This window comes from Streptococcus mitis (genome assembly GCF_902159415.1).
Classification (GTDB): Bacteria; Bacillota; Bacilli; order Lactobacillales; family Streptococcaceae; genus Streptococcus; species Streptococcus mitis_BG.
On record NZ_CABGJU010000001.1, the window covers coordinates 583,733 to 601,404 of the forward strand.

The window sequence follows — 17,672 nt, forward strand, 5'->3', positions numbered from 1 at the left end:
CTTCACTCTTTCTATCGGTGGTTAACAGCTTTCATAACACGCGCAATATCACGGTCTTGCTCACGTCGTTTGATAGACTCACGTTTATCGTAATCGTGTTTCCCTTTTGCAAGTCCTAAAAGTAACTTGGCATAGCCATCTTTGATATAAACTTTAAGAGGAACCAAGGTCATCCCTGTCCCTTTGGTTTCTTGCTCTAATTTCTGGATTTGTTTTTTATGAAGGAGAAGTTTACGACGGCGTTCTGGCTCCTGGTTCCAGATATTGCCCTCTTCATAAGGAGCGATATGGACATTACTCAGCCAAACTTCCCCATTCTTAACCTGGGCAAACCCATCTTTCAGATTGATGCGGGCTGCTCGAACACTCTTGATTTCTGTTCCTGTCAGGACCATTCCTGCTTCTAGCGTATCTACGATTGTATAGTCGTGGTGCGCCTTTTTATTTTGCGCGACGACCTTTCCCTCGCCCTTTGCCATGCTTGGCTCCTTTCTTTGCTACTTCTTTGTAAAAAGGTTTCTTTCTTATTTTCTTTTTGTCTTTTGGAGAATGCTTGCGCTTATCACCTAAGCGACCAGCTTTTCTCTTATCTTCTTTCTTATCTGAACGACGCCCTCTAACCTTACGACCAGAGTCTTTCAAACCTTTTTCAATCACATCAAATTCACTTGGAATAAAGGAGAAATCGATCTCACCAGTCATCTTATCGGCCCTTTCGACACGAATACGGATCTGCTGTCCCACTCGGAAGGTAATACCTGATTTCTCCCCACGGAGGGTTAAATCGCGTTCATTAAAATGGTAAAATTCAGGTAGATTGGTAATGTGAATCAAGCCTTCGACTGTATTTGGCAATTCAACAAAAAGACCAAATTTAACGATACTTGAAACAACTGCATCATACTCTTCACCAACATACTCTTCCATGTACTCAGCTTTTTTCATAGCTTCGACTTCACGCTCTGCCTCGATAGCACGGCGCTCACGGTTGGAAGACTGGGTAGCAATCTCTGGAATGACTTGTTCAAAATGATCTGCTACATCCTTAGAACGTCCATAGTCACGAATCATCCGGTGAACAAGAAGGTCAGGATAACGACGAATTGGGCTGGTAAAGTGAGTGTAGTAGTCTGCAGCTAATCCATAGTGACCGTGATTATGCTCAGAATAACGAGCCTGCTGCATGGAACGCAGAAGCATCATGGATAATACATCCGCATATGGCTCGCCTTCAACGGCACGCATGATGTCTTGAAGCGCCTCTTGACTAATCTCACTGGCTGTTCCGTAGATACGTAATCCAAAACTTGAAGCGTAATCAATAAATTTCTGAACTTTTTCAGCCTTGGGCTCCTCGTGAATCCGATAGATAAAAGGAAGATCCAGCTTGCTATAGTGTTCCGCAACTGTTTCGTTAGCAATCAACATAAAGGACTCAATCATCCGTTCTGCAGTCCCACGATGACGAAGGACAATATCAACTGGCTTGCCTTTTTTATCCACCAAAATCTTAGCTTCATTGGTATCAAAATTTAAAGCACCACGCTTCATTCGCATACTTTCCAAAGTCTCATGGAGCTTAGCCATTAACTCTATACTAGGAACAATTTTCTGATACTCTCGTCTCTTCTCTTCATCACCTGCTAGGATGTCATTGACATCACTATAGGTCATACGAAAACTTGTTTTGATAACAGTCTGAGTAATAGTATAATTACGAACACGACCATGTTTATCAATCTCCATAATAGCAGACTGAGTCAAGCGGTCGACTTGAGGGTTGAGGGAACAGATACCATTTGAAAGACGTTCTGGCAGCATTGGTACTACTCGATCTGTCACGTAAACAGAGGTCGCACGATTTAAGGCCTCCTTGTCAAGCGCAGATCCCTCTGTTACGTAGTAAGAAACATCTGCGATGTGAACACCTAGTTCGATATTACCATTTTTCAATGGTTTAATATGAACAGCATCGTCCAAGTCCTTGGCATCGGCTCCATCAATGGTAAAGGTAATTTCGTCTCTTAAATCCAGTCGACCTTCCATGTCCTTTTCAGATGGAGTATCAGGAACCTTTTCTGCTTCTTTAAGAACAGCTTCTGGAAACTCGGATACAATGTCCATTGACTCCAAGACCTCGAGGACGTCAATCCCCGCATCTGTTGAATGTCCAACCACATCTAGGACACTAGCCACAAAGAAATCGTGTTTCTTACTTGGGTACTTATCAATAAAGACCTTGAGAACTTCTGTACCGTCTAACTGAATAGCTGGCTTCTTAACGTAGATAGGTTGACTAATCTTTTGATTTTTTGAACGGATGTAACCTGCATACTTGGGTTTTTCCTTATCAAGAACGATTTGACCAACAACTGTCGTCAAACTGTGTTCTAAAATATCAATAATCTTGGCTTCTGCAGCTGTTCCTTTCTGTCGGTCTGCAACCTTCTTGATAACAATTTCTACAGTATCGCCATCAATAGCGTAGTTAACATCATTTTTTCCTACAAAAAGATCGTCTTCCTCACCTTCTAGACTAACAAAACCAAATCCATTTTTATGGGCATGAAACGTTCCTTTAAGAGTAATCTCGTGCTTTTTCTTCTGGCCTAAGGTTAGACTACCATCGTCTTCAAAGCGAATCTGGTGCTTTCTTTCCATCAGGGACAACGTTTTTATAAGCTCACGAAAATCCTTAGATCCATCCTTTCCGAGAGCCTGAGCCAAGTCATTAACTCTGACTCGTCCCTTTTCTTGTAAATATTCTTTTATTCTATCTTTCATGTTTTCTTTCTAGATTTTTTTATTTTCTTTTACTGTAAAACCTTCTCAAACATCATTTAATACTCAATAAAAATCAAAGAACAAACTAGAAAGCTAGGCGCAGGTTGCTCAAAACACCGTTTTGAGGTTGTGGATAGGACTTACGGAGTCAGTAACACATATACGACAAGCCGACGCTGACGTGGTTTGAATTTGATTTTTGAAGAGTGTAAAAATAAAAATAGGCTAAGATCTAGTCTCGCCCATTATTTTCTTATCTACTTGATAATACCGTCAATGCTAAGGCAATGGCTAGCCAGAAAAAGACTAAGATTCCTGTCAAACGCTGCATCACGGCTTCAAAACCACGAGCCTTGCTGCGTTCGAATAAGTCACCTGCACTGGCATCAAATACATTGCTAGATTGATTCTTAGTTGGTTGCATGAAGATTGCAATCACAATCACAACGGATAATACTAATAAAATGGTTAATAATAGGTTATACATATCAAACTCCTTAAAATCCTTATTATTTTATCATAATTTCTACTTAGATTCAAGATGTAAAGTAACTTTTCTTTCCTTTGGACAATATTTTAGAACTTCAATCTTATCTGGATGAGTTTTTGAGTTCTTACTAGTTAGATAATTCATGCTTCCACAAGAGGAACATTTCAGATTAATTTTGACACGCACTAGATTTCCTTCACTTTTAATAATGTTCTAAATTGGATTAGGTTAAAAATACAACTCAGAGCAACACAGGCTGCTGTTGCGTAAAAGACAGAGTTATAACCAAATTGATTTGCTACTAATGAACCTGCTAGAGGACCAATCACCCCTCCTAGGTAAAAAAATACTTGGTTGAAAGCAAATACTCTCGAAATAGCAGCTTTTGGAGCCATTTTACTAAGAATAGCATTGATACCGGGAACTAAGGCCCCTGTTCCTAGACCGAAAAGAAAGCGGTAAATTCCAAGTTCAACTGGACTTGTAGCATTGCCACAAAGTACATATATTACAGCTGAATAGACTTGGGCTAAGATTAAGAGACGATGATTGCCAACTTTATCTCCCAATCGTCCCATAATACCTGCACTCATCATACTCGATAAACCCATGCTAGAAACTATTACACCAGAGACAAAGAGAAGATTCTCCTTCTGCCCTAGTTCTCGAACATAGAGAGCGAGAATAGGTCCGATAGATTGAGCTGCAAATTGAATGACAAAACTTGTTGCAAATAAGTTAAATAAAAGATAAGGATACTTCAGACTAGCATATAAATATTTTGTTGAAATTGCAGTTTCTTTGGTTACAGGCTGAAAATCTTCCTTGATAAAGAATATAGTCAAGATGGCAGCTAAAGATACCAGAGCTCCAACCACTAAAAAGGCATTTCGAATTCCAAATACTTCTGCAATCAAACCTCCAACAAAAGGACCTGAAAGTGTTCCTGCCAAAACTCCAGATGTTATTGTTCCCAGAGCATAACCTGACTTATCCTTTGGCACTTGACTAGCTATTAAGGCAGTTGCATTTGGTACGTATCCCGTAAATACTCCATTCAAAAAGCGTAAGACTAAAAGCCAAAAGATATTTGGTACAAAGGCCAAGCCTCCCATAGTAATAGTCATAGCAATCCCTGCTCTAACCATCATAGGTTTACGGCCATATTTGTCTGCTAAAATCCCCCAAATAGGCGATATAAAAGCAGCCGAAACAGAAGAGATTGAAATAGCTATCCCTGAATAGAAAGTGACCTGACTTGGTTCAACTCCTAATTCTTCAACAAAAATTGGCATAAAAGGTAGAACCAAGGATACACAAGCCCCTGTCAAGAAACATCCAATCCAAGCTATGCGAAGATTGTTTTTCCAATTAATCTCTTTCATGGAACTCACCTCTCTCTAGTAGAGAAATGATTTGACTCAATAGTTGATCAAGACTTCCTCTATTATCAATAATGTGAGTCGCAAGTTTTTTCTTTTTGTCCAAAGACCACTGTGAAGCAAGTCGAGATTCTGCAGCTTCTAGAGATAGTTTATCTCTATTCATTAATCTTTCTATCTGTGTTTCTCTGTCTAAATAGATTAACCATACTTCATCAAACCAAGATTCATAACCTTGTTCAAATAAGAGGGGGATATCCATAAAAAAGATAGATTCAGTCTGAGCCAACTGATTTTTTAAAGCAGCCAACTCTTCAAGAATAACTTGACCTTGAGTTTCTTTGGACCATTCTTGTTCTTCAGGATTAGAAAAAATCAGACTAGCTAGTAGAGGGCGGTTAAGTTGTCCATTTTTTAAAAGAACCTGGTTGCCAAAATGCTCCACTAAAATATTATAGAGTCTACCACCCGGAGCTTGAAGCTGATGTACTAGATCGTCAGCATCAACCACTTGAAATCCTCTATGACGTAAAAAATTTGTTACAGTTGATTTTCCAGAAGAAATGCCTCCTGTGATCCCTATAATTTTTCCCATCAACTTCTCCTTTGACACCTTGGGCAAAAATGAGTTCCTCGTCCACCTAGTTGAATTTTTTCTATAATAGTTCCACATCGTGAACAAGCTAAGCCGGCTTTATCATAAACTTGGTGTAATTCTTGCATAGTACCATTCTCACCAAAGGCATTGGTATAACTTCTAATGGTAGAGCCACCCTTGTCAACAGCTTGCTCCAAAACGCTCATGGTTTGTTCGTGAATAGCTCTTGCTTCTTTTTTTGTTATTGTTTGTGAAGATTTAGCCGGGTGAATTTTAGCTCTCCAAAGGACCTCGTCCACATAAATATTTCCCAAACCTACAACAAGAGTTTGATCTAACAAGTGAGTTTTAATGGGCTTTTTAGATTTCTTAAGAGCTTTTTGAAAAGTTAGTAAATCAAAGTCTTTCTTGGTAGGTTCTGGACCCAATTTTTTAGAAATAAAGTAGGATTCCAAAAGCTCAGGTGCTAACAGCTCCATGGTCCCAAACTTTCTGACATCTTCGTAGACCAGAGTACCGCCATCTTCAAAGTAGATAAAGACGTGGGCATGCTTACGTTCAGGGACTTGGTCTGGATAATAAAAATACTTGCCTTCCATTCTCAAGTGAGAGATTAGAACTTTGTCGGATAAATAGAAAAGTAGATACTTGCCACGTCGTCCTATCGAATGGATAATCTGACCAGGTAACTCCTTTTGAAATTCTTCCAAGTCGGTCTTGATCATTTTGGGATAACGGAGATCTATACTAGAAATCTTTTTTCCAAGAATCAATTTTTCTAGACCACGTCGAACCGTTTCGACCTCAGGTAATTCAGGCATACATCCTCCTTCTGTAAAAACAAGAAGCAGGCATGAGCCCACCTCTACTTAATATTCTTTCTCATTATAGCCAAAGTCAGCAAGATCTAACTTTTTATCTCGCCAGTTTTTCTTGACCTTGACCCAAGTTTCTAAGAAGACTTTGTCCCCTAGCATGAGCTCGATATCCTTACGCGCAAGGGTTCCAATCTTCTTGAGCATGGCGCCACCTTTACCGATGATAATTCCCTTTTGGCTGTCACGTTCAACCATGATGGTTGCGCGGATATGAACCTTGTCTGTCTCTTCGTCACGCTTCATAGAGTCAACCACCACTGCGACAGAATGTGGAATCTCTTCACGAGTCAGATGAAGAACTTTCTCACGAATCATTTCTGAAACCAAGAAGCGCTCTGGATGGTCTGTAATTTGATCAGCTGGGAAATATTGAAAACCTTCTTCTAAGTTTTCACTCAAGATATCTATTAAATGTGATACATTATTTCCCTGAAGAGCTGAGATTGGTACAATCTCTTTGAAATCCATTTGATTTCGGAAATCATCAATTTGAGCCAAAAGCTGATCTGGATGAACCTTATCAATTTTATTAACTACTAAAATAACGGGAACTTTTGCAGCTTTAAGACGTTCAATAATCATATCGTCACCCTTACCACGTGGCTCATCTGCAGGAACCATAAAAAGCACGGTATCCACTTCACGTAGGGTACTATATGCTGACTCTACCATAAAATCTCCAAGGGCGGTTTTAGGCTTGTGAATCCCTGGAGTATCGATAAAGACAATTTGTTCTTTATCAGTGGTATAAATTCCCATGATTTTATTACGCGTTGTTTGCGCTTTATCACTCATGATGGCAATTTTTTGCCCCATTACGTGATTCAAAAATGTTGACTTCCCAACGTTAGGACGTCCTAAAATAGCTACAAAACCTGATTTAAATGTCATTATTTCCTCATTATCATAAATAGTGTATCCCAAATTCTAGGGATAAAGATTAGTAAACCGGTCAAAGCTGCTAAAACAGAAACAACAAGGACTGCACCTGCAGCCATGTCCTTAGCCTTCTTTGCCAGCATGTCGAAGTGATAATGGCTAGCCAAATCCACAACATTTTCGATAGCTGAGTTAAGAATCTCAAATGCTATTACTAAGAAAATGCTTAAAAGAAGAAAAAGCCATTCGATTCGTGATACCCGAAAAACAAAACCTGCAAGAATGACAATTAAAGCTGTCGACGCATGTTTTCTCATATTTCGTTCTTCCTTAATCGCAGTCAAAATTCCTGTAAAAGCAAATTCCAAACTTGTGATTAGGTCACGGTTTTTCCATTTTCTCTTATTGTCTTGTGAGTCCATAGGCAGTCAAAATTTCTTCCTGTAAACCGAACATCTCCGCTTCTTCTTCGGGAGTGTAGTGATCATAACCGTTAATATGTAAAAAGCCGTGAACTGCTAAGAAGCCCATCTCACGTTCAAAACTATGACCGTATTCTTCAGCTTGCTCATGCGCTTTATCAATAGAGATAAAAAGTTCACCGATATAGGCATCAAATTCTGACAACATATCTGCCAAGTCAGGATCATTGGCTAAATCTTCTTCATCAAAAGAAATCTCTAGCTCGGGCTTGTATTCAAGACTGATGACATCCGTTGGACGATCTGTATCTCGATACTCTAAATTGAGTTCATGACTCCGCTCATTCGTCACAAAAGTAACTGCCATCTCCTTGTCTTCTTTTCCTAACTTTTTGGCAGCAAACTCTAAAATTTCTTGAGTTTGTTGTAGAATTTCGTTTGAAACTTTTCCAGTTTCATCTACTATTTCAATAAACATGTGTTTCTCGATTCTCTTTACTTGGCTTTATTATACCATATTTCTATGATTTTATTCTACCTTTTTGATATAATACTATGTAATACAATCACGAGGAGAGAACCATGTCATTTGACGGATTTTTTTTACACCACATGGTTGAGGAATTACGAACAGAATTAGTAAATGGTCGTATCCAGAAAATTAATCAACCTTTTGATCAAGAATTAGTCTTGCAAATTCGAAGCAATCGTAAAAGTCATCGTTTGCTCCTTTCTGCCCATCCAGTTTTTGGTCGTATTCAATTAACTGAATCAACTTTTGAAAACCCTGCACAGCCATCAACCTTTATTATGGTTTTAAGGAAGTATCTTCAAGGTGCTGTTATTGAATCTATCCAACAAATTGACAATGATCGTATCGTGGAAATCACAGTTTCTAACAAAAATGAAATTGGAGATCATATCCAGGCGACTCTTATCATTGAGATTATGGGAAAACATAGTAATATTCTCTTGGTAGACAAAACTGAGCAAAAAATCCTCGAAGTTATCAAACATATTGGTTTTTCTCAAAATAGCTATCGGACCTTATTACCGGGAGCTACTTACATCGCTCCTCCAAGCACCGATGCCTTTAATCCCTTTACTATCAAGAATGAAAAACTATTTGAAATTCTCCAAACTCAAGAATTAACTACAAAGAATCTTCAACATCTTTTCCAAGGATTGGGACGTGATACAGCTATGGAATTGGAGAAAATACTCCTTGATGATAAACTAAATACCTTCCGGAACTTTTTCTCTCAAGAAACAAACCCTTATCTTACGGAAACATCATTTAGCTCTGTACCTTTCTCAAATCGTGTGGGTGAATCTTTCAATAGCCTTTCAGAGCTCTTGGATAGCTACTATAAGGACAAGGCTGAACGCGACCGTGTCAAACAACAGGCTAGCGAACTCATTCGCCGAGTTGAAAATGAACTGCAAAAAAATCGTCAAAAGCTTAAGAAACAAGAAAAAGAACTGCTTGCTACCGAAAATGCTGAGGAATTCCGACAAAAAGGCGAGTTACTAACGACTTTTCTTCATCAAGTTCCAAATGACCAAAACCAAGTCGTCTTAGACAATTATTACACCAATCAGCCAATTACAATAGCACTTGATAAGGCTTTGACTCCCAACCAGAATGCCCAACGCTACTTCAAACGCTACCAGAAACTCAAAGAAGCTGTTAAATATTTGACAGAACTGATAAAAGAAACCAAGTCAACCATTCTCTATCTGGAAAGTGTTGAGACAGTTCTTAATCAAGCTGGATTGGATGAAATCGTTGAGATTCGTGAGGAGTTGATTGAAACAGGCTTCATCAGAAGACGCCAACGTGAGAAACTTCATAAGCGAAAAAAACCTGAAAAATATCTTGCTAGTGATGGTAAGACTATCATCTATGTTGGTCGAAATAACCTCCAGAATGATGAATTAACCTTTAAAATGGCCCGAAAAGATGAGCTTTGGTTCCACGCTAAAGACATTCCTGGAAGTCATGTCGTCATCTCAGGAAATCTCGACCCATCTGACGAGGTCAAGACAGACGCTGCTGAACTTGCTGCCTACTACTCAAAAGGTCGCTTATCTAATTTAGTACAAGTTGATATGATTCAGGTAAAAAAACTAAATAAGCCAACTGGTGGAAAACCTGGTTTCGTTACTTATACAGGACAAAAAACTCTCCGAGTAACGCCAAATCCAGATAAAATCCAATCCATGAAATTTAGCTAAGCTTCCATGCTACAATTTTTAGTACTATAGAAAGGAGGTCTTTCTCTGAATGTATAACCATATTAAGTCCATCATGACTATCATACTAGGTGCTGCTATATTTGCCTTCGGACTTACATATTTTGTAGTCCCACATCATTTATTTGAAGGTGGAGCCACAGGGATTACCTTGATTACCTACTATCTCTTTAATATCCCTATCTCATTGATGAACATCATCATTAACATCCCACTCTTTATTCTCGCTTGGAAAATTTTTGGAGCAAAGACTCTATATTCGAGTCTCCTGGGAACCATCTCAGTATCCGTCTGGCTGGCTATCTTTGAGAAGATTCCTCTTCAGTTTAATCTTGAAGGTGATTTAGTTATCGTAGCCTTAGTCTCAGGAGTACTCTTAGGAGTTGGATTAGGAATTATTTTCAACGCTGGTGGAACTACAGGTGGAACTGACATCGTTGCTCGAATCCTTAATAAATATACCAATATTTCAGTCGGAAAATTACTATTTGGCTTAGACTTCTTCATTCTTATGCTAATTTTAATTATCTTCCAAGATCTACGTCTAGTAACCTATACTCTTCTATTTGACTTTATCGTATCTCGAGTTATAGATTTGATTGGAGAAGGAGGTTATGCTGGTAAAGGCTTCATGATCATCACTCAAAAGCCAATGGAATTAGCTGATAAAATTAATGACGAGCTGGGACGTGGTGTTACTTTTATTTCAGGTCAAGGTTACTACAGTAAAAACGATTTAAAGATTGTCTACTGTATCGTAGCTAGAAATGAGATGGTTAAGATGAAAGAGATGATTCACAGCATTGATCCTATGGCCTTTATTACGATCACTGAAGCCCATGAAATCCTAGGGGAAGGTTTTACATTTGATCCTAGGTAAACTAGCAATTTGAACTGAAAAGCAATCCCATTACAGGATTGCTTTTTTATTTCAATATACAAAAAAACAGAAGAGCATGCTCTTCTGTTTTAATAGATATTATTTTTCAGCTGACAATGCTGCCATTGTGATGTAGTTGTATGGTTTGTTGAAGTGTGGCAAGAAGAATAGGTCAGTCAATGCCAATTTATCAATTGTAACATGTTCTTGGATAGCAAGTGAGAACATATGGATAGCCATACCGATTGCTGAATCGCGAGATACCATTTGAGCACCAAGGATTTCACGGCTGTCTTTATCAAAGACAATCTTGATAGCTACTTCATAGTTGTCATGTTTCATAAATTCTGGTTTTTGAAGGTCGTTAAATCCAGTTTCAGTAGCATTGTAACCAGCAGCTTTAGCTTTTTCAAGTGTCAAACCAGTTGAAACCATGTGGAGACCATAGATTGAGATACCATTTGAGCCTTGAACACCGATTCCTTCAAGTTCATGTCCACAAGCGTTGTAAGCACCAACGATACCAGTACGTACAGCGTTTGAAGCAAGTGCGATGTAGCTAGTGTCTTTACGAGCGTTGTCATAAACAGTTGCACAGTCACCAACAGCGTATACACCTGGGATAGATGTTTCTTGTTTCTTATCAACAAGGAAGGCACCGTTGCGGAAGAGTTCGATCTTACCATCAGCAAGAGCAGTGTTTGGACGGAAACCAACTGCAAGAACAACCATATCAACGTCAAATGTTTCTTTGTCAGTTACCAAGCGTTCAACTTTACCGTTACCTTCGATAGCTTTAACAGTTTGACCAAGTGCCAAACGGATGTTGTGGTCTTCCAAGTTTTTAGCCATCATTTGTGTGAAGTCTTTGTCGTAGTATCCGTTCAATACAGTGTCAACGATATCAACAAGTACAACTTCTTTTCCAAGACGTTCGAAAGCTTCAGCAAGCTCAACACCGATGTAACCACCACCTACAACAGCGATACGCTCAAGGTGTTTGCTCTTGTCAGCAAGTTTGTTGATAACTTCTTCAGCATTTTGGTACAACTTAACAAATTGTACGTTTTCAAGAGTAGTCTTGAATTCACGGTTTCCTTTAACAATTTCAACACCTTCAATTGGAGGCAAAATTGGTGTAGAACCAGTAGCGAAGATCAACTTATCGTATGATTCTTTGTGTTCTTTTCCTTCAACTTCTGCAGTAACAACTTTATTGTCATAGTCGATTGAAAGTACAGGTGAGTTCATGTAAACTTTAGCACCTTTTGCTTCTAATTTTTCTTTGTCAGAATAGAACAAACCTTCAGGTCCGTCGATTTGTTCACCAATCCAAAGTGCCATTCCACATCCAAGGAATGAGATATTTGAGTTTTGGTCAAATACAACGATTTCGTTTTCGTTTCCAAAATTGTCCAACATAGTGTTGATACATGCAGTTCCAGCGTGGTTAGCACCCACAACTACGATTTTACTCATAAGATAAATCCTACCTTTAATTTTTTTTTCCTTGATATTATAACACTTTCTGTTAGCGTTTACAAGTTTTTTGTTTGAAATTACTTAATTTTGACTATAAATAAAAAATTAATCTATTATAATTAAAACTTATTTACTATCTAATTTTTAATAATTATTATTTTGAGCATTTTTCTTGACTTTTTGTAAAAAATAATTTGTGAAAACGCTGACTTTATGATATTCTATTTATATGGAAATAAAATATAAATCTTAAAATTACTTTCATGACAAGATTTACAACCATTTCCAATTAACTCGAAAGGAGTTGGTTTTTTGCCTTTTAGTTCATCATCTGAGCGATTAATGGGAACTACAATTACTATTTCCTTAGTACATGAACAAGCGGATCATCTTCTCCATCAAGCTTTTGATTTGCTAAAGGAACTTGAATTTCGCTTCAACGCTAACAGTACTGAATCTGAATTAATGGAAATTAACTATCAGGCAGGTATTGCGCCAGTTAAAGTCCATCCTGATTTGTTTGAACTGATTTCATTAGGTCTAGAACACAGTCTAGCACCTAAAAGTCATCTCAATATTAGTATAGGGCCTTTGGTTCAAACCTGGCGTATTGGTTTTTCCGATGCAAAGCTTGCAAGCCCTGAAGAAATTGCTTCAGCCTTACCACTAATAGACCCTCATTTTATTAAACTCGATTCAGTCAATTCTACGGTTTTCCTAGAAAAAAAGGGAATGAAAATTGACTTAGGGTGTTTAGCAAAGGGCTATAGCGCGGATAAGGTTGCCACATTCTTGAAAGAGAATGGCGTTACTTCTGCTCTTATCAATCTTGGAGGAAACATCCTCACAATTGGGAACAACCAATCAAAAGATGGACGTCCTTGGCAAATCGGCATTCAAGATCCAACTCATACACGTGGTACTCACCTGATGACCTTATCAGTTACTGGAAAATCAGTTGTTACTTCGGGTATTTATGAACGGCACCTTGAAATTAATGGAGAGGATTATCATCACATTTTCGACAGTGAAACTGGCTATCCGATCGAAACGGATTTAGCGAGTTTATCCATAATATCTGACCGTTCAGTTGACGGGGAGATATGGACCACACGATTATTTGGCGAACGTAGCGCTTCTATTATGTGGCAAGTCGAAAATATGGAAGGTATCGAAGCCATCCTCATTGACAAAGATGGACACCTAGCTTGTTCATCTGGTATCCAACGATAAATAATTAATAATGCAAAAAGAGAAAGGAAAGCCCATGCTTAAACTTATTGCTATTGTAGGAACTAACTCAAAACGTTCCACAAACCGCCAACTGCTTCAATATATGCAGAAACACTTTGCTGATAAAGCAGAAATCGAATTGGTAGAAATTAAAGATCTACCTGTATTTAACAAACCAGCCGACAAACAAATTCCAGCTGAAGCTATGGAAATCGTAGCTAAAATCGAAGCAGCTGATGGTGTTATCATCGGTACACCAGAATACGACCACTCAATTCCAGCTGTTCTTATGAGCGCCCTAGCTTGGATTTCTTACGGAGTATTCCCGCTTTTGAACAAACCTGTCATGATTACAGGTGCTTCATATGGTACACTCGGTTCATCACGTGCTCAATTGCAACTTCGTCAAATTCTTAACGCTCCTGAAATCAAAGCAAATGTTCTCCCAGATGAATTCTTGCTTTCACATTCTCTTCAAGCATTTGATAAGAACGGTGACTTGGTAGATCTTGATGTCATCAAGAAATTGGATGCCATCTTTGATGACTTCCGTATCTTTGTTAAAGTTACTGAGAAATTGCGTAACGCACAAGAGCTTCTTCGTAAAGATGCTGAAGATTTTGATTGGGAAAATTTGTAAGATAGGAGATCGAAAGAATGAAATTTGTTGGACTTGTTGGATCAAACTACGATCAATCATATAACCGCAAACTCTTGGAGTTCATCCGCCGTCAGTTTAAATTTAAATTTGAACTAGAAGTTTTGGAAATCGATGAAGTTCCAATGTTTAACCAAGACGAAAAATGGGACGAAAGTTTCCAATTGCGTTTCTTGTATAACAAGATTACACGCGCTGATGGTGTCATCATCGCCACTCCTGAGCACAACCACACTATTTCTGCTTCACTTAAGTCAGTCCTTGAATGGCTTTCATACGAAGTTCATCCATTTGAAAACAAACCTGTTATGATTGTGGGAGCATCATACTACGACCAAGGAACTTCACGTGCCCAAGTTCATCTACGAAAGATTCTAGATGCACCAGGAGTAAATGCATACACTTTACCAGGCAATGAATTCCTTCTTGGAAAAGCTAAAGAAGCTTTCGATAACGATGGAAACATCACCAACGAAGGAACTGTAAAATTCCTCGAAACTTGCTTGGATAATTTTGTCAAATACGTAGGAGTCGTTTCAAAATTGAAAAAACCAAAACCAATTGAACCAGAAGACTTGGATTGTGGAAAACCAATTGCCACAACTATTACAGAAGTTGATCCAGATGATCCAGAATGGGTAGAAAAAGTTGCAAAAATTACAGGTGCTGTTTCAGGTGATACATACGTCAAACTTGACCATGGTATTCTTACAGTAAACCAAATTGATATGTTCTTGAAAGCTATGCCTTTCGAATTGACATATGCTGATGATAACAACCAATTCCTTTACTACAACAATGTTCATCAAGACCCTAATACTATGTTTGCGAAGCGAGTTCCTTCCCAATCAGGTGGCCGAATGTCAACAATCCATGGTTCATTACCACCCGCACGTATGAAAAATGTAGAGTGGGTTATCGGTACACTTCGCAATGGAAACCAAGAATACGTACGTACCATTGTTCCAGGTTCTCCAGCTGGTGTCATTAATACTCACAACTACCAAGCTATGTACTATCCTGACGGATCATATGCAGGAATTAACGAAATCGTATTTAATTTCCAACCATGGCTTGACTGGTACCTACAAGAAACTGGTCAACGGCTAGTCGCTGGTAACGGATCTGTTCCCCCATCAACAAACCATGGTAGCGGAGCTGAATCTTCTAATAATAGTGCAGACGCAACTTCTGGAGCAAGCAAATAGTTATATTGTCAACTACATTTAGCTTCATCTTTACATAAAAACTCGGTTAGATAAATCTAACCGAGTTTTTCAATCTATGAATTTGGATCATCAAGACTACGGCCGTGTAAACCTTTTTCTCGTTGCACTTGACGAAGCTTTTCAGGAGTCACGTCATTTCCTTCCTCATCCACGATTTTGATTCCTTCAACGTGGTGACGTACTGAACGACGATAGCCTTCGATGTATTCTTCACGAAGTTTGGCTTGTTCTACTTTTTCTTCCGCAGTCAAGCCTTCTGTTTTTTTCTTTCTAGCAAGTTCATTAATACGAGCGATTTTTTCTGGTGTCATATTTGGATCTCCAATCTACTTTTCAATTACTATTTTGTATTAAGAAGGTTAAAAGCAGCCACTGTTTTTGCTTTATTGACAAGTTCAGCTAGAATAGCCAAACGATTATTCTTAACCTTCTGATCTTCAGCCATAACCATAGTGTTATCAAAGAAAGCATCAATAACTGGGCTAAGACCAAATAGTTGATCTAATTTATCACTTGCTGAACCTTTCAATTCAAGTTTTTCTACTGCTTGAGCTAATTCTTTTTCCTGGTCATTTTCAAAGAGACCTGCATCAACTGTTACAAAACTATTTGCTTTTTCTGCCAAGTTAAAGGCACGAGATAATGATTCAACGGCTGATTTGTAGCTACTGTTTTTAGATACATTTGTCAATGCTTCTGCGGCTGCAATCATATCAGAAACAACAAAGTTTGAACTTGCCAGAACAGCTTCTTTAATATCTTTTGCAGTAGAACCCATCATCTTATCAACACGAGCTTTGATGAAGTTAAGTACCTCTTCTTGGTTATCGTAAGTTAAACTATCAAACGATAAAGCATAAAGACTCGCAATCAATTCGTCCATTGGAATATGCCAACCGAAGTCTTCTAAAATCCGAACAATCCCTTGTGTTGCACGACGGAGGGCATAAGGGTCGTTTGAACCAGATGGAATCAAACCAACAGAGAAGAAAGATAAGAGAGTATCTAATTTATCAGCTAGTGCAAGAATTGCTCCAACTTTAGATTCAGGAAGAACTCCGTCAGCTGAATCTGGAAGATAGTGCTCTCGAATAGCTTGCGCCACTGCAGCATTTTCACCTGCAAGAAGAGCATATTTCTCACCCATGATTCCTTGCAATTCATCAAACTCTCCGACCATACCAGTCAAGAGGTCAAACTTATAAATGGCTGCAGCACGAGCAAGATCAATAGATTCATCAACTGATAAACCAGCTTTTTCTGCTAGCAGGATAGCAATCTGCCCTGTACGAATCATGTGTTCACGAAGAGAACCAATCTTTTCATGGAAGGTAACGTATGAAAGTTTAGCAACTAAATCTTCAATCTTGAGTTTTTGGTCTTCACGCCAGAAGAATTCTCCATCTTCCAAACGGGCAACCAAGACTTTCTCATTTCCTCGAACAACATTTTCCAAGTATTCAGCATTTCCGTTACGAACTGAAATGAAGTTTGGTCTCAGGTTTCCATCAAGATCACGGACAACAAAATAGCGTTGATGAGTTTCCATTGAAGTAACCAAAACTTCTTCTGGAACTTCTAAGTACTTAGGATCAAAATTACCTATAAAAGCAGTTGGATATTCGACCAAGTTTAAGACTTCGTTTAAAAGTCCTTCCTCAATTTGAACTTTAACTCCTTCTTCTGCTTCAATAGTCTTGATCTGCTCACGAATCATATTTTCACGCTCAGTGCTATCTGCAATGACATAGACTTTGCGTAAGTCTTCTTCGTAACTATCGGCATGACGGATTTCAACTTCATGTCCAAGGAAGCGATGTCCTCGACTGACTCTGCCTGAATGAATATCTAAGAAATCTAGTTCAAGAGCTTCATCATCCAAAAGCACTGTCAAAGTGTGGACTGGACGGATATATTCAAAAGTATTGTTTGCCCAACGCATGCTAACAGGGAAACTTAAGCTAGCCAAGACTTCTGGAATTCCAGTCAGAACTTCTTCTGCTGGTTTTCCAGCTTCATACTTAGTTACATAGACGTATTCTTCACCTTTGATTTCACGGAATTCGATATCTTCTACAGTCAATCCTTTTCCACGAACAAACCCTTCTGCTGCTTTAGAAAAGTTTCCTTCTGCATCCAAAGCAATTTTCTTAGAAGGTCCTTTAAAATCTTCAGTCAAATCAGTCTGCTGGTCTGCCAATCCAAGTACCCGGACTGCTAAACGTCGAGGAGTTGAAAATGTTTGAATCCCTTCATATGAAAGGCGGTTGTCATCCAAGAAGGCTGCCATTTTTTCGCCCAGTTGTTTTTCACTTGGTGTGACAACGTAGGCTGGTAACTCTTCGAGTCCTAGTTCTACTAATAAGTTTTTTGTCATGTTTTTTCCTTTACATCTTCTTCTTTTTGATAGGCATCTTAGGTACTGGGGACGTCGCTAACTAACTTTGTGAGGCTGTAGGGAAATCCTATGTCTCCTTGACATAAATTTCCAACAGTCTCAT

General features: G+C 38.6%; 18 protein-coding genes. 5 read left to right on the top strand and 13 right to left on the bottom strand.

What is annotated here, in order from left to right:
- Positions 1–11: 11 nt before the first annotated feature.
- From smpB to ybeY, 10 genes are all read right to left on the bottom strand, one after another.
- The gene (gene smpB, locus FN031_RS02970) at positions 12–479 is read right to left on the bottom strand and encodes an SsrA-binding protein SmpB (RefSeq protein WP_001051741.1); all 468 of its coding nucleotides are present in this window, start codon (positions 477–479) and stop codon (positions 12–14) included.
- Complete coding sequence (rnr, locus tag FN031_RS02975; RefSeq protein WP_142557464.1) at positions 442–2,784, bottom strand: ribonuclease R; 2,343 nt, start codon at positions 2,782–2,784, stop codon at positions 442–444. Before rnr ends, smpB begins: the two co-directional genes overlap by 38 nt.
- A 253-nt stretch (positions 2,785–3,037) precedes the next feature.
- On the bottom strand, positions 3,038–3,271 hold the full coding sequence (gene secG, locus FN031_RS02985) for a preprotein translocase subunit SecG (protein ID WP_000282514.1): 234 nt from the start codon (positions 3,269–3,271) through the stop codon (positions 3,038–3,040).
- Positions 3,272–3,310: 39 nt separating this feature from the next.
- Positions 3,311–3,460 carry a 50S ribosomal protein L33 gene (gene rpmG, locus FN031_RS02990; protein ID WP_007519517.1) on the bottom strand — a complete coding sequence of 50 codons (150 nt, stop codon included), beginning with the start codon at positions 3,458–3,460 and terminating at the stop codon, positions 3,311–3,313.
- The gene (locus FN031_RS02995) at positions 3,460–4,659 is read right to left on the bottom strand and encodes a multidrug efflux MFS transporter (RefSeq protein WP_142557466.1); all 1,200 of its coding nucleotides are present in this window, start codon (positions 4,657–4,659) and stop codon (positions 3,460–3,462) included. The genes rpmG and FN031_RS02995 overlap by 1 nt, the downstream gene beginning before the upstream one ends.
- Positions 4,646–5,251, bottom strand: a complete 606-nt coding sequence (gene coaE, locus FN031_RS03000) for a dephospho-CoA kinase (protein ID WP_142557468.1) — start codon at positions 5,249–5,251, stop codon at positions 4,646–4,648. Before coaE ends, FN031_RS02995 begins: the two co-directional genes overlap by 14 nt.
- A complete protein-coding gene (mutM, locus tag FN031_RS03005; protein ID WP_142557470.1) occupies positions 5,251–6,075 on the bottom strand; it encodes a DNA-formamidopyrimidine glycosylase in 825 nt (274 codons plus the stop codon). The genes coaE and mutM overlap by 1 nt, the downstream gene beginning before the upstream one ends.
- A gap of 48 nt (positions 6,076–6,123) precedes the next feature.
- The gene (gene era / locus FN031_RS03010) at positions 6,124–7,023 is read right to left on the bottom strand and encodes a GTPase Era (protein WP_142557472.1); all 900 of its coding nucleotides are present in this window, start codon (positions 7,021–7,023) and stop codon (positions 6,124–6,126) included.
- Positions 7,023–7,433: a diacylglycerol kinase family protein gene (locus FN031_RS03015; protein ID WP_142557474.1), complete on the bottom strand. Its 411-nt coding sequence runs from the start codon at positions 7,431–7,433 to the stop codon at positions 7,023–7,025. The genes era and FN031_RS03015 overlap by 1 nt, the downstream gene beginning before the upstream one ends.
- The gene (ybeY, locus tag FN031_RS03020; protein ID WP_004252646.1) at positions 7,414–7,911 is read right to left on the bottom strand and encodes an rRNA maturation RNase YbeY; all 498 of its coding nucleotides are present in this window, start codon (positions 7,909–7,911) and stop codon (positions 7,414–7,416) included. Before ybeY ends, FN031_RS03015 begins: the two co-directional genes overlap by 20 nt.
- Positions 7,912–8,015: 104 nt before the next feature.
- Between ybeY and FN031_RS03025 the strand changes: the two genes are divergently transcribed.
- Together FN031_RS03025 and FN031_RS03030 are read left to right on the top strand one after the other, a co-directional pair.
- Positions 8,016–9,671 carry an Rqc2 family fibronectin-binding protein gene (locus FN031_RS03025; RefSeq protein ID WP_142557476.1) on the top strand — a complete coding sequence of 552 codons (1,656 nt, stop codon included), beginning with the start codon at positions 8,016–8,018 and terminating at the stop codon, positions 9,669–9,671.
- Positions 9,672–9,720: 49 nt separating this feature from the next.
- Positions 9,721–10,569, top strand: a complete 849-nt coding sequence (locus FN031_RS03030) for a YitT family protein (RefSeq protein WP_142557479.1) — start codon at positions 9,721–9,723, stop codon at positions 10,567–10,569.
- Positions 10,570–10,668: 99 nt separating this feature from the next.
- Here FN031_RS03030 and nox read toward each other — a convergent pair whose 3' ends face one another.
- On the bottom strand, positions 10,669–12,048 hold the full coding sequence (nox, locus tag FN031_RS03035) for a H2O-forming NADH oxidase (protein WP_142557481.1): 1,380 nt from the start codon (positions 12,046–12,048) through the stop codon (positions 10,669–10,671).
- Between the two features lie 315 nt (positions 12,049–12,363).
- On the opposite strand from nox, the gene FN031_RS03040 reads away from it, so the two are divergent.
- Genes FN031_RS03040 through FN031_RS03050 form a run of 3 tightly spaced genes read left to right on the top strand, consistent with a single transcriptional unit; the run spans position 12,364 to position 15,150 of the window.
- On the top strand, positions 12,364–13,284 hold the full coding sequence (locus FN031_RS03040; protein WP_142557483.1) for an FAD:protein FMN transferase: 921 nt from the start codon (positions 12,364–12,366) through the stop codon (positions 13,282–13,284).
- Between the two features lie 34 nt (positions 13,285–13,318).
- Positions 13,319–13,924 carry an NADPH-dependent FMN reductase gene (locus FN031_RS03045; protein ID WP_142557485.1) on the top strand — a complete coding sequence of 202 codons (606 nt, stop codon included), beginning with the start codon at positions 13,319–13,321 and terminating at the stop codon, positions 13,922–13,924.
- 17 nt (positions 13,925–13,941) lie between these two features.
- Positions 13,942–15,150 (top strand): NAD(P)H-dependent oxidoreductase, encoded by a 1,209-nt coding sequence (locus FN031_RS03050; RefSeq protein ID WP_142557487.1) that lies wholly within the window; start codon positions 13,942–13,944, stop codon positions 15,148–15,150.
- Positions 15,151–15,224: 74 nt separating this feature from the next.
- Here FN031_RS03050 and FN031_RS03055 read toward each other — a convergent pair whose 3' ends face one another.
- Positions 15,225–15,482, bottom strand: a complete 258-nt coding sequence (locus FN031_RS03055) for a DUF896 family protein (protein WP_142557489.1) — start codon at positions 15,480–15,482, stop codon at positions 15,225–15,227.
- Positions 15,483–15,511: 29 nt separating this feature from the next.
- The gene (gene glyS, locus FN031_RS03060) at positions 15,512–17,548 is read right to left on the bottom strand and encodes a glycine--tRNA ligase subunit beta (protein ID WP_142557491.1); all 2,037 of its coding nucleotides are present in this window, start codon (positions 17,546–17,548) and stop codon (positions 15,512–15,514) included.
- Positions 17,549–17,672 lie beyond the last annotated feature (124 nt).